Origin of the sequence: Pseudomonas sp. PDM31 (genome assembly GCF_019218965.1) — a bacterium.
GTDB lineage: Bacteria > Pseudomonadota > Gammaproteobacteria > Pseudomonadales > Pseudomonadaceae > Aquipseudomonas.
Genome location: NZ_JAHUWS010000002.1, coordinates 678,974 through 691,950 on the forward strand (window position 1 = coordinate 678,974; position 12,977 = coordinate 691,950).

The window sequence follows — 12,977 nt, forward strand, 5'->3', positions numbered from 1 at the left end:
ATGTTGTGGCCAGGGACTCTGATTGGAGCCGGAGCGGGCTTTGCCATCGCCAGTATTCCGGGGGCCATGCTCGGCGCGTTGTTGGGACAGGCGCTGGATCGGCGCTTGAACCTGCAGAGCTGGGGGCATTTGCGGGAAAAGCTGGGCGGCCGCCCGATGCTGCGCAACGATGAGCTGCTGTTCGTTTTACTGGGACGCCTGGCCAAGTGTGACGGACGGGTGCTGGGCGGACATATCCAGCAGGCGCGTGCGGAAATGCGCTCCCTGGAGATGTCCGAATCGGCCCAGCGTCGGGCGATTGCCGCATTCAACCGTGGCAAGTCGGGCCGCGATCGGCTTCGCAGTTATCTGCGTCGCTTGGGGGCCCAGCCCCACGCGGCCGAAGGCGTACTGCGCGCCTGCTGGCGGATGATTTGGGCTGACGGTCGTGCGGGTGGCAACGAGCTCGAACTGATCTCCCAGTGGGGCAAGTGGCTGGGCTGGGATGCCTGGCAGGTGCAGGCGCTGGCTCGCGATTATGAGCCGCAGAAGCGCCCGTTAGGCAACAGCACCGCGACCTATCAGGATGCGTTGCGGCTATTGGGTGTTTCGGCCACCAGTGAGCCGGCGCAGATCAAAAGTGCCTATCGGCGCCTGCTCAGTCGCCATCACCCAGACAAGATTGCCGGCAGTGGCGCTACGGCAATGCAGGTTCGCGAGGCTACTGACAAGACTCGTGAGCTGCATAACGCCTACACATTGATTCGGCAGCGGCGGGATTTCCGCTGACCCGGGCTGAAGTGTTGTTTGTGCTGCCTTCTTCGCGGGCAAGCCACGCTCCCACAGGTTTTATGTCGATCACAAAAGTTGCATGCGACTCAAATCCTGTGGGAGCGTGGCTTGCCCGCGATGAGGACGACCCGGTCTGTCAGTCTGCCGCTTTCTGCGGATTCAACCAGCCCCGCACCCGGCGCACCAGTTGTTCCTGCTGCGCCTTGTTGTCACCGGGGATTGCCTTGAGCGCGACCTGACTGAACGCCGTCGTCTTCACGCGTTTGCTGGCCTGCAGGCGGGCGAGCGCCGCGTTGCGATCAGCCGGCTTGTCCATATAGAAGATGTCAGCAGTGGGCAACTTCAATGTGGGCGCGAGTTCATCCAGTTCGGGTTTTGCCTGCGCGGGCGTTTGAGCGGCGACCATGATGAATTTTTCGATCTGTGGTGGTTGCCTCTCGCTCAGATAGCGTGCAGTCCAGTAGGCACCCGTGCCGTGCCCCAGCACCACGATGCTGCGAGCACTCTGTTGTTCGGCGAATGCGATAGCGGCGTCGATCCGGGTGAAAATTCGTTCGGCATCGGCCTTTGTGTGTTCCTCGGGAGTTTCGATCGTTGGCTTGTCGACTACATCCGCCTCGCCGCCGGCTGCCTGTTCGATAGGCGCAGCGGTGGTCGAGTCTTTGCTGGCGCTCTCGGGTGTCTTCACCACGGGTGCCACTTCAGCGACTCTTGGCGCAATGGCATCGCTTTGCAGGTCGGGCAAGGTGATACTGAGGCTGCTCCAGTCGGCATCCGGCAATTTACGCCGCAATGGACCGATTGCCTGCGGCCAGTCGACTGTTTCACCAGCGCCCGGGATGATTATCACCGCGCCTTTGGCATCGGCGGTATTGGCCGGCTTCCACAGGGCCAGAAATGTGTCGCTGCCCGCTTGTAACTGCTGCTGCTCCTGAGTCGGTATTTTCCGCTCAAGTGCTGTTGCCTCTTCCTGGCTACGCTCTGGCAGCGGCTGACGTTCGAGTGGTTTTTCTTCTGCGGGCTTTTGCTCGGCAGGCAGCGGATCGGCCGCCTCGACGGAAAAAGCGCAAGGCAGGATCAACGACAGGCACAATGCTGGCAGCGCCAGGCGGTAGACAGGGGGCATCGGATATTCCAGGCCAGAAGTTATTCCGGCAGCCTAATGGGTTGGTCAGTATTTGTCAGTGAGCGGGATTTCAATGATGCGTTTTCGCTGCCTGTGGGTTATCGGCTGTTTGTGGTTTCCCTTGATGGGCTGGGCGGCATCTGCGCCGCCGACGCACACGGTGCAATTGTCGCCAATGCAGCAGCAATGGCTGGCGCAGCAAGGTGAATTGCGGGTCGGTGTGGTATTGCAGGCGCCCTACGTGCAATACGATCGGCGCCTGCAACTGCTCTCCGGGATCAACGTCGAACTGATGAAGTGGCTGGCCAAGAGCCTCAAGGTCGAACTGAGCTGGCGTAATTTTCCTGACCTTGAGCAAGTAGAGAAAGCGGCCCGAGAGGGTGAAATCGATATCGCCCCGGGACTGACGCAAACGCCCGGCGGTCTGCGCCTCTGGCAGTTTTCCGACCCCTACATGCGGGTGCCGCAACTGGTGGTCAGTGAGCGCAAAAGCACCGGCGCTGTGGAGCTGGAAAAGCTCGACAGCCAGACCCGCGTTGCCGTACGCATGCCCGGCGCTACGGCCGATTACCTGCGCAACACCTATCCGCACTTGAATTTGCAGGGCGTGCCGATCGAGCGTCAGGCATTGCAGTTGTTGTTGAGTCAGCAGGCAGCCTACGCGGTGGTCGACGAGGCGCAACTGGGTCGTCTGGCTGTCGAGCCGGAATTCGCCGGGCTGGTGGTGGTAGGGGATATTGGCTTGCCGCAATTGCTACGGGTGGCCACGCGCCGCGACAAGCCGGAGTTGGCGGCGATTGTCGAAAGTGCGCTACGGGCGATCCCGGCCAAAGACCTGGAGCAGTTGCACAACCAATGGCTGCAGCCCAAGTATCCGCGGCTGACCGAGTCGCGGGGGTTCTGGCAAAACCTCTGCCTGCTGCTGGCGGTGCTGGCGCTGAGTTGCATGGCCATCGTGTACTGGCAGCGTCGCCAGCAACACAATCTGGAGCAACGTCTATCTGCGGCGCAGGCAGACATTGCCCTGCGTGCCGCCAGCGAGGAGGCGCTGCGCCTCACGCAGTTTTCCATCGACCAGAGCACTGTCGGCATTCTCTGGGTCAATTGGGACAGCCATGTGCGCTACGCCAACCGCGCGGCGGAAAACATGCTCGGGTACCCGCCCGGGGGGATCATCGAGCGGCCCTTGATCGACTTTGAGCCTGGCCTGCACATGGACCGCTGGCTGAACCTGTGGCGGCGGGCCCGAGCCAGCGACGAAGGCCCGCAAAGTTTCGAGACCAGCTGTGTGCGGGCTGATGGCAGCATCCTGCCCGTTGATGTTTCATTGAGCTTTTTACGTTTTCGTGATGGCGAGTATCTGGTGGTCTACCTCACCGATGTGACCGAGCGCCGTCGCGCCCTTGCTGCGTTGCAGGAAAGCGAGGCGCGACTGCAAGGCATCGCCGCCAACGTTCCCGGGCTGGTCTTCAGGCTTGAGCGGGCACCGGTGACAGGGCAGATCGACTTTGCCTACATCAGTGAAGGCAGCGAAACGCTGGTCGGTTACTCCCCTGCCACTTTGGCTCACCGCGACAAAGGCCTGCGCAGCCTGGTGCATCCGGATGACAGGGCGGGCTATCACCAGACCCAGGATCATGCGCTGGACACCGACAGCGATTGGTCATGGCAGGGGCGTATCCTGACGCGTCAGGGCGAGCAGCGCTGGGCGGAAATCAAGGCCATTACCCGCCGGCTTGAAGACGGCGCCTATGTCTGGGATGGCATTGTCTGGGATATCAGCGAGAGCAAGCGTATCGAACTCGAGCTGGCCAGTTCCCGTGAACAATTGCGTGAGTTGTCCGCGCATCTGGAGAGCGTTCGGGAAGAAGAAAAAGCGCGTATCGCCCGGGAAGTTCACGACGAACTGGGTCAGATGTTGACCGTACTCAAGCTGGAAACGTCCATGTGCGAACTGGCCTACGCGCAGCTTGACCCGGGCCTGAATGAGCGCCTGACCAGCATGAAGCGCCTGATTGCCCAACTGTTTCAATTGGTCCGCGATGTGGCGACGGCGTTGCGCCCGCCGATTCTCGATGCCGGGATCGCTTCGGCCATTGAATGGCAAGCCCGGCGTTTCGAAGCGCGTACGCAGATTCCGTGTCTGGTGCAGGTGCCGGACAATTTGCCGCAGCTCAGCGATGCCAAGGCGATCGGCTTGTTCCGCATCCTTCAGGAAGCGCTGACCAATGTCATGCGCCATGCCCAGGCGCATACTGTTGAGCTGACACTGGCGCTGGAAGACGACGAGTTGTGCCTGACGGTCAGCGATGATGGCGTAGGATTTATCCCTACTACCGACAGGCCGACATCTTTCGGCGTGGTGGGAATGCGCGAGCGGGTGTTGATTATGGGTGGAGCGTTGTCGCTTGAGAGTGAGCCGGGGGAGGGCACGACCCTGAGTGTTCGAGTGCCGCTGGATTGATAAAAGATCCCTGCCTTCGGCATCAACGCATTAACGAGGAGAAACAAGTGATCCGTGTACTGGTAGCCGAAGACCACACCATTGTCCGTGAAGGCATCAAGCAATTGATCGGCCTGGCCAAGGACTTGCTGGTGGTGGGGGAGGCGAGCAATGGCGAGCAGTTGCTCGAGACCTTGCGTCATGTTCCCTGCGAAGTGGTGCTGCTGGATATCTCCATGCCGGGTGTAAACGGTCTGGAGGCGATTCCGCGGATTCGTGCGCTCAACAATCCGCCGGCGATCCTGGTGCTATCGATGCACGACGAAGCGCAAATGGCCGCACGGGCGTTGAAGGTCGGGGCCGCCGGTTATGCGACCAAGGATAGCGACCCCGCTCTGTTGCTGACGGCCATCCGTAAAGTCGCAGCCGGTGGGCGCTACATTGACCCGGACCTGGCTGACCGCATGGTTTTCGAGGTCGGCCTGACCGATTCGCGACCCCTGCATTCCTTGCTTTCGGAGCGTGAGTTTTCGGTATTCGAGCGCCTGGCCCAGGGCGCCAACGTCAACGACATCGCCCAGCAGCTGGCGTTGAGCAGCAAGACCATCAGCACCCACAAAGCGCGCTTGATGCAGAAGCTCAACATCACCTCCCTTGCGGATTTGGTGAAGTACGCCATGGAACACAAACTGCTCTGAAGAACACCATTGTCCCCCATGTGGGAGCGGGCTTGCTCGCGAAGGCGGAGTGTCAGCAGCAGATGTGTCGACTGGCACTGCGCCTTCGCGAGCAAGCCCGCTCCCACAGTTCTGGGGATGGCATACCCATTTACGACACGCCCTGACTGCGCTTTTGCCGTTGCTCGTGGCTTGCAGCTGACAACTTGTCCCTGCGTTTGCCAAAACGCGCCATCCTTGTAGGGCAATCCCTACCCCCGGCCTTCCATCCGGCTGAGGCGAATCTCTCTTGCGCCCCGATTTGCGTGGTCCCCAGTGTCCACTAGGCTTAACCGCACAGCAGTCATCAACAACAAAGGTGTGGGTATGAGCCAGGTCGATTCAAGCGCAGGGGCCAATGATGTTCTGGTCAGCTTTCGTGGAGTGCAGAAAAGCTACGACGGCGAGAACCTGATCGTCAAAGACCTCAACCTGGACATTCGCAAAGGCGAATTCCTCACCTTGCTCGGGCCGTCCGGCTCCGGCAAGACCACCAGCCTGATGATGCTTGCCGGTTTCGAAACGCCGACGGCCGGTGAAATCCTCCTGGCAGGACGCGCGATCAATAACGTACCGCCGCATAAACGCGACATCGGCATGGTGTTCCAGAACTATGCGTTGTTCCCGCACATGACGGTGTCCGAGAACCTGGCGTTCCCCCTGACCGTGCGCGGCATGAACAAGAGTGACGTCAGTGACCGGGTCAAGCGGGTCCTGAGCATGGTGCAGCTCGATGCCTTCGCCCAGCGCTACCCGGCGCAACTGTCCGGCGGCCAGCAACAGCGTGTGGCTCTGGCCCGGGCGCTGGTGTTCGAACCCCAGCTGGTATTGATGGACGAACCCCTCGGCGCCCTCGACAAGCAATTGCGCGAACACATGCAGATGGAAATCAAGCACCTGCACCAGCGCCTCGGTGTGACCGTGGTCTACGTGACCCACGACCAGGGCGAAGCCCTGACCATGTCGGACCGTGTGGCGGTGTTTCATCAAGGCGAGATCCAGCAGATCGCGCCGCCGCGCACGCTCTACGAGGAGCCGAAAAACACCTTCGTGGCCAACTTCATCGGCGAGAACAACCGTCTCAATGGCCGTTTGCATAGCCAGGCCGGCGACCGCTGCATCGTGGAACTCGGTCGTGGTGAAAAGGTTGAAGCCCTGGCGGTCAACGTCGGCCGGACCGGCGAACCTGTCACCTTGTCGATTCGCCCGGAACGCGTGAGCCTCAATGGTTCCAGCGAGTCGTGCGTCAACCGCTTCTCGGGAAGGGTGGCGGAATTCATCTATCTGGGCGACCACGTCCGGGTGCGCCTGGAAGTCTGCGGCAAGACCGATTTCTTCGTGAAACAACCGATTGCCGAGCTCGATCCAACGCTCGCGGTCGGTGACGTGGTACCGCTTGGCTGGCAGGTCGAACACGTTCGCGCGCTCGATCCGCTTCTAGAGGCGCATTGATCGCCCCCCGGCTTCAACAACACCAACCCTGCACGTGGAGAGAACAATAAATGTTGAGATCCCTGAAATTCACCGCTTTGGCACTGGGCATGATGGGCGCAGCGGGCGCGATGGCGGCTGGCCCGGACCTGACCGTGGTGTCCTTTGGCGGGGCGAACAAGGCGGCGCAGGTCAAGGCCTTCTACGCACCGTGGGAAGCGGCAGGTAACGGCAAGATCGTCGCCGGCGAGTACAACGGTGAAATGGCCAAGGTCAAAGCCATGGTCGACACCAAGAGTGTTTCCTGGGATCTGGTGGAAGTAGAGTCGCCAGAGCTGTCCCGTGGTTGCGACGAAGACATGTTCGAGCCCCTGGATCCTGCGCTGTTCGGCAAGAACGAAGACTACGTCAAAGGCGCCATCCAGCCTTGCGGCGTGGGTTTCTTCGTGTGGTCGACGGTGTTGGCCTATAACGCTGACAAGCTGAAAACCGCTCCGACCAGTTGGGTGGATTTCTGGGACACCAAGCAGTTCCCGGGCAAGCGCGGCCTGCGCAAGGGCGCCAAGTACACCCTGGAATTCGCTCTGATGGCCGACGGCGTTGCGCCCAAAGACGTCTACAAAGTGCTGGCCAGCAAGGATGGTCAGGATCGCGCGTTCAAGAAGCTCGATGAACTCAAGCCAAGTATCCAGTGGTGGGAAGCCGGTGCACAGCCGCCGCAATACCTCGCTTCCGGTGACGTGGTCATGAGCTCGGCCTACAACGGCCGGATCGCCGCAGTGCAGAAAGAAAGCAACCTGAAGGTCGTTTGGAACGGCGGCATCTACGACTTCGACGCATGGGCTATTCCAAAAGGTCTGGACAAGGCGCGGGCGGAAGCGGCGAAGAAATTCATCGCCTTCTCGGTACAGCCACAGCAGCAGAAGACCTATTCGGAAAACATCGCCTACGGCCCGGCCAACATCCAGGCGGTACCGCTGCTGTCCAAGGATATCCTGAAGGACATGCCGACCACCCCGGAAAACATCGCCAACCAGGTGCAGATCGACGTCAGCTTCTGGGCTGACAACGGCGAGCAACTGGAACAGCGCTTCAATTCCTGGGCCGCTAAGTAACTAGAGGGCTCGCGCTCCTGTGAGCGCGGACCTCTGTGGCGAGGGGCTTGTCGAAATGCCGCATCACCCCGTTGGGCCGCGAAGCGGTCCCAATACCTGAAATCACGGTGTATCAGATACACCGAGTGCGATGGTTTCAAGACGGCCGCCGGACGGGGTGATGCGGCATTCCGGCAAGCTCCCTCGCCACAAGTTCTCTCCCTCATTATTGATTGATCAAAGATTTCCGGAGTACGCCATGGCTATCGCCGTTCCCGCGAACGCGGGCACTGACCCCACCTTGAAGCAGCGGCTCAGGCACGCCGAGCGGGTCAACCGCTGGAAGGCCCAGGCCTTGATTGCGCCATTGGTGCTGTTCCTGTTGCTGGTGTTCCTGGTGCCGATAGCGGCGCTGCTCTATAAAAGCGTGGGCAACCCGGAAGTGGTCGGCGGCATGCCGCGCACCGTGACGGCCATCGCCAGTTGGGACGGTCGCGGGCTGCCCGCTGAACCGGTTTACAAAGCGGCCGCCGAAGACCTCGCCGAAGCCCGCAAGAATCAAACCCTGGGCGACTTGTCCAAACGCCTGAACATGGAACTGGCCGGCTACCGCAGCCTGCTGACCAAAACCGCCCGCGCCTTGCCGCTGGCCACTGAACCGGCCTCCTATAAGGAAGCGCTGGAAGGTCTCGACGAGCGCTGGGGCGATCCGGCGTACTGGCAAGCGGTGCGCCGCAACACCAGCAGCATCACCCCGTATTATCTGCTGGCTGCCGTCGATCATCGCATCGACGACCTCGGCGAAATCGCCCCGGCCACCCCGGACCAGGCGATCTACCTCGACATTTTTGCCCGCACGTTCTGGATGGGTCTGGTCATCACCGTAATCTGCCTGGTGCTGGCGTATCCCCTGGCTTACCTGCTGGCCAACCTGCCATCGCGGCAAAGCAACCTGCTGATGATTCTGGTGCTGTTGCCGTTCTGGACGTCGATTCTGGTACGGGTCGCAGCCTGGATTGTATTGCTGCAATCGGGTGGCCTGATCAACAGCGGCCTGATGGCCATGGGCATCATCGACAAACCGATCGAGTTGGTATTCAACCGTGTCGGGGTCTACATCTCGATGGTGCACATCCTGCTGCCGTTCATGATCCTGCCGATCTACAGCGTGATGAAAGGCATCTCGCCGACCTACATGCGCGCCGCAATTTCCCTGGGCTGCCATCCGTTCGCCAGCTTCTGGCGGGTGTACTTCCCGCAGACCTATGCCGGTGTCGGCGCCGGTTGCCTGTTGGTGTTCATCCTCGCCATCGGCTACTACATCACCCCGGCGTTGCTGGGCAGCCCGAACGATCAAATGGTCAGTTACTTCGTCGCCTTCTACACCAACACCAGCATCAACTGGGGCATGGCGACCGCACTCGGCGGGCTACTGCTACTGGCGACCGTCGTGCTTTATCTGATTTACAGCTGGCTGGTGGGCGCCAGTCGCCTGCGCCTGAGCTAAGGGGGAAACGAAATGCTGAGTCCTTATATGTCGCCCATCGAACGGGCGTGGTTCTACAGTTTGCGGATTCTCTGCGGCCTGATTCTGTTGTTCCTGATTCTGCCGGTGCTGGTGATCATTCCGCTGTCGTTCAATTCCGGCAGTTTCCTGGTGTATCCGCTGCAAGGTTTCTCGCTGCAGTGGTACCACGACTTCTTCGCCTCGGCGGAATGGATGCGCGCATTGAAAAACAGCATCATCGTCGCCCCGGCGGCGACGGTGCTGGCCATGATCTTTGGCACCTTGGCGGCCATCGGCCTGACCCGGGGCGAATTCCCCGGCAAGGCGCTGGTGATGGCGTTGGTGATTTCGCCGATGGTGGTTCCCGTGGTGATCATCGGTGTGGCCAGCTATCTGTTCTTCGCACCGCTGGGGCTGGGTAACAGCTTCTTTTCGCTGATCGTGGTGCATGCGGTGCTGGGCGTGCCGTTTGTGATCATCACGGTGTCGGCGACCTTGCAGGGGTTCAACCAGAACCTGGTGCGCGCCGCTGCGAGCCTCGGTGCTTCACCGCTGACCGCGTTTCGTCGGGTGACCTTGCCACTGATTGCGCCGGGCGTGATCTCGGGTGCGTTATTCGCCTTTGCGACGTCGTTCGATGAGGTGGTGGTGACGCTGTTCCTCGCCGGTCCCGAGCAAGCGACGCTGCCACGGCAGATGTTCAGCGGCATCCGCGAAAACCTCAGCCCGACCATTGCAGCAGCGGCAACCCTGTTGATTGCCTTCTCGGTGATCCTGCTGCTGACCTTGGAGTGGTTGCGCGGGCGCAGCGAGAAACTGCGCACCGCCCAGGTCTGAAACCGCACACCGATCACCTGTAGGAGTGAGCCTGCTCGCGATGGACTCAAGAACACCACGGGGAAGCAGACTTCCCGCGTTATCGTTTACGACCATCGCGAGCCTGCTCGCTCCTACAGTTATGTTTTGTGGTATTCAGGGAGTACGGTCATTCATGACCTGAATAGCGGACAACTCCCAATCCCCAGCTACTATTGTGCCCAGCTCCCACTCCTGTAAGAGGCTGCGCACATGAGTCTTTCCTCTTTCAAAATCGCTCACAAACTGATCACCGGGGCAGGCGCCATCGAGCAGCTGGCCGCAGAGTTGACGCGTCTGGACATCGACAACCCGCTGATCGTCACCGATGCCGCCCTTGTCAAATCCGGCACGGTCGAACTGGCCTTGGCGCAGTTGGGCGAACGCTCCTACGAAATTTTCGACCGGGTGCTGCCCGATCCGGAAATCGCCATCGTCGAGGACTGCATGCAGGTCTACCGCGACGGTGGGCATGACGGGTTGATCGGTCTGGGTGGCGGCAGCGCCATCGACATTGCCAAGAGCGTTGCGGCCTATGCCGGTTACCACGGTGCACTGGAGGACCTGTTCGGCGTCGACCAGGTGCCACGCAAGGGGCCGCCACTGATCGCCATTCCGACCACCGCCGGCACCGGCTCGGAAGTGACTAACGTCGCGATTCTTTCCGACAAGGTCGCGCAGTTGAAGCGGGGGATTGTCAGCGACTACCTGTTGCCCGACGTAGCGCTGGTCAGTCCGCAAATGACCATGACTTGTCCGCGCAGTGTGACGGCCGCCAGCGGTGTTGACGCATTGGTCCACGCCATCGAGTCCTACCTGTCGGTCAACGCCTCGCCGATTACCGACGCCTTGGCCATCGGCGCCATCAAGCTCATCGCCAGGGCATTACCCAAGGCTTATGCCAATCCATCGAACCTGCAAGCCCGGGAAGACATGGCCACCGCCAGCCTGATGGCCGGCATGGCGTTCGGTAATGCCGGGGTTGGTGCGGTGCATGCGCTGGCGTATCCGCTGGGTGGGCGGTTCAATATTGCCCATGGCGTCAGCAACGCGCTGCTGCTGCCCTATGTCATGACCTGGAACAAGATGGCCTGTGTCGAGCGCATGCAGGATATCGCTGAAGCCATGGGGGTGAAAACCGCTCATCTGAGTGCCGGCGAGGCGGCTGATAAAGCCGTGCAAGCCATGACCGAGTTGTGCGCAGCGGTGGAAATTCCTCAGGGCCTGCGCAGTTTCGGGGTGCCCGAAGACGCGATCCCGACCATGGCGGTAGAAGCCGCGGGGATCGAGCGCTTGATGCGCAACAACCCGCGTAAACTGAGTGCCGTCGATATCGAGAAAATCTATCGCGCGGCGTACTAGAGCCTTTACCGTTGATGGCTGATGGCAAAGGTCAATCATCGCAGTCACGGTGCGCGCGTCAAAGCATGAGGTATACAATGCGCGCCATCGTGATTCTGCTCAGAAAAGGTGCGTCATGCAGCCCTTCGTAATTGCTCCGTCGATTCTCTCCGCCGACTTCGCCCGCCTGGGTGAAGAAGTGGATAACGTCCTGGCCGCCGGCGCCGACTTCGTGCATTTCGATGTCATGGACAACCATTACGTGCCAAACCTGACCATCGGCCCGATGGTCTGTTCGGCGCTGCGCAAGTACGGCGTGACCGCGCCGATCGACGCGCACCTGATGGTCAGCCCGGTGGACCGCATCGTCGGCGATTTCATCGAGGCCGGCGCGACCTACATTACCTTCCACCCGGAAGCCACGCAGCACGTTGATCGTTCCCTGCAACTGATCCGCGAAGGTGGCTGCAAGTCGGGCCTGGTGTTCAACCCGGCGACCCCGCTGGACGTGCTCAAGTACGTGATGGACAAGGTCGACATGATCCTGCTGATGAGCGTCAACCCTGGCTTCGGCGGGCAGAAGTTCATCCCGGGCACCCTCGACAAGCTGCGTGAAGCGCGGGCGCTGATCGATGCCTCGGGCCGTGACATCCGCCTGGAAATCGACGGCGGCGTGAACGTGAACAACATTCGTGAAATCGCCGCGGCCGGTGCCGACACGTTCGTCGCCGGTTCGGCGATCTTCAATGCGCCGAACTATCAGGAAGTCATCGAAAAAATGCGTTCCGAACTGGCGCTGGCTCGCCCATGAGTGGTTTTGAGCAGCTGTTCCCGGGGCAACTACCGCGGTTGGTGATGTTCGATCTGGATGGCACGTTGATCGATTCGGTCCCGGACCTGGCGGCGGCTGTGGATAACATGCTGCTCAAACTTGGCCGCCAGCCGGCCGGCATCGAAGCCGTGCGCGAATGGGTCGGCAATGGCGCGCCAGTGCTGGTGCGCCGTGCGCTGGCAGGCGGCATCGATCATTCGGCGGTCGATAACCATGAGGCGGAAAAAGCGCTGGAATTGTTCATGCAGGCCTATGGCGCGAGCCATGAGTTGACCGTGATCTATCCCGGCGTGCGCGAAACCCTCAGGTGGCTAAAAAAGCAGGGTGTCGAGATGGCGCTGATCACCAACAAGCCGGAGCGTTTCGTCGCGCCGCTGCTGGATCAGATGAAGATCGGCCGGTATTTCCGCTGGATCATCGGTGGCGACACTTTGCCACAGAAAAAACCGGACCCGGCCGCGCTGTTTTTCGTGATGAAAATGGCCAACATTCCGGCCTCGCAATCCTTGTTCGTCGGCGATTCGCGCAGCGATGTGCTGGCGGCGAAAGCGGCAGGGGTCAAGTGCGTGGGGTTGAGCTATGGCTACAACCATGGCCGGCCAATCGCCGAAGAGTCGCCGTCGATGGTGATCGACGATCTGCGCAAACTAATTCCCGGTTGCCTGGATCCGGCCGCTGAGATAACGTTGGCCGACGCTGTTCAATCCCCTCCTGGAAACTCCATCGTGGTGGTCACTCGCAAACTCTGGATGAAAGTCATGAAGGCCCTGGCCCGCTGGCGTTGGCGCGCCTGACTTGATTCTGGCCGGTTGTCCGGCACGTTTGCATACCTGACTGTTAGACCCTCAAGCCACGAGGCAC

The 12,977-nt window shown here is 60.7% G+C and carries 11 protein-coding genes; 10 read left to right on the top strand and 1 reads right to left on the bottom strand.

Annotation, left to right across the window (positions count from 1 at the left end):
• Window positions 1-768 carry a DnaJ domain-containing protein gene (locus tag KW839_RS06295; protein WP_218423741.1) on the top strand — a complete coding sequence of 256 codons (768 nt, stop codon included), beginning with the start codon at window positions 1-3 and terminating at the stop codon, window positions 766-768.
• Window positions 769-907: 139 nt separating this feature from the next.
• On the opposite strand, the gene KW839_RS06300 is transcribed toward KW839_RS06295, so the two are convergent.
• Window positions 908-1,897 (bottom strand): alpha/beta hydrolase family protein, encoded by a 990-nt coding sequence (locus KW839_RS06300; RefSeq protein WP_218423742.1) that lies wholly within the window; start codon window positions 1,895-1,897, stop codon window positions 908-910.
• 73 nt (window positions 1,898-1,970) lie between these two features.
• Between KW839_RS06300 and KW839_RS06305 the strand changes: the two genes are divergently transcribed.
• The 9 genes from KW839_RS06305 (at window position 1,971) to KW839_RS06345 (ending at window position 12,910) form a co-directional block, all read left to right on the top strand.
• The gene (locus KW839_RS06305; RefSeq protein WP_218423743.1) at window positions 1,971-4,361 is read left to right on the top strand and encodes a PAS domain S-box protein; all 2,391 of its coding nucleotides are present in this window, start codon (window positions 1,971-1,973) and stop codon (window positions 4,359-4,361) included.
• A 47-nt stretch (window positions 4,362-4,408) separates the two neighbouring features.
• A complete protein-coding gene (locus KW839_RS06310; RefSeq protein WP_060541622.1) occupies window positions 4,409-5,038 on the top strand; it encodes a response regulator transcription factor in 630 nt (209 codons plus the stop codon).
• 345 nt (window positions 5,039-5,383) lie between these two features.
• Window positions 5,384-6,508 carry an ABC transporter ATP-binding protein gene (locus KW839_RS06315; RefSeq protein WP_060541621.1) on the top strand — a complete coding sequence of 375 codons (1,125 nt, stop codon included), beginning with the start codon at window positions 5,384-5,386 and terminating at the stop codon, window positions 6,506-6,508.
• A gap of 50 nt (window positions 6,509-6,558) precedes the next feature.
• Window positions 6,559-7,602 carry an ABC transporter substrate-binding protein gene (locus KW839_RS06320; protein WP_060541620.1) on the top strand — a complete coding sequence of 348 codons (1,044 nt, stop codon included), beginning with the start codon at window positions 6,559-6,561 and terminating at the stop codon, window positions 7,600-7,602.
• Window positions 7,603-7,840: 238 nt separating this feature from the next.
• Window positions 7,841-9,088, top strand: a complete 1,248-nt coding sequence (locus tag KW839_RS06325; protein WP_218423744.1) for an ABC transporter permease — start codon at window positions 7,841-7,843, stop codon at window positions 9,086-9,088.
• A gap of 12 nt (window positions 9,089-9,100) precedes the next feature.
• On the top strand, window positions 9,101-9,925 hold the full coding sequence (locus KW839_RS06330; protein WP_218423745.1) for an ABC transporter permease: 825 nt from the start codon (window positions 9,101-9,103) through the stop codon (window positions 9,923-9,925).
• A 231-nt stretch (window positions 9,926-10,156) separates the two neighbouring features.
• On the top strand, window positions 10,157-11,305 hold the full coding sequence (locus KW839_RS06335; RefSeq protein ID WP_060541617.1) for an iron-containing alcohol dehydrogenase: 1,149 nt from the start codon (window positions 10,157-10,159) through the stop codon (window positions 11,303-11,305).
• A 115-nt stretch (window positions 11,306-11,420) separates the two neighbouring features.
• Window positions 11,421-12,095 carry a ribulose-phosphate 3-epimerase gene (gene rpe / locus KW839_RS06340; protein WP_008061583.1) on the top strand — a complete coding sequence of 225 codons (675 nt, stop codon included), beginning with the start codon at window positions 11,421-11,423 and terminating at the stop codon, window positions 12,093-12,095.
• Window positions 12,092-12,910, top strand: a complete 819-nt coding sequence (locus KW839_RS06345; protein WP_060541615.1) for a phosphoglycolate phosphatase — start codon at window positions 12,092-12,094, stop codon at window positions 12,908-12,910. The genes rpe and KW839_RS06345 overlap by 4 nt, the downstream gene beginning before the upstream one ends.
• Window positions 12,911-12,977: the final 67 nt, after the last annotated feature.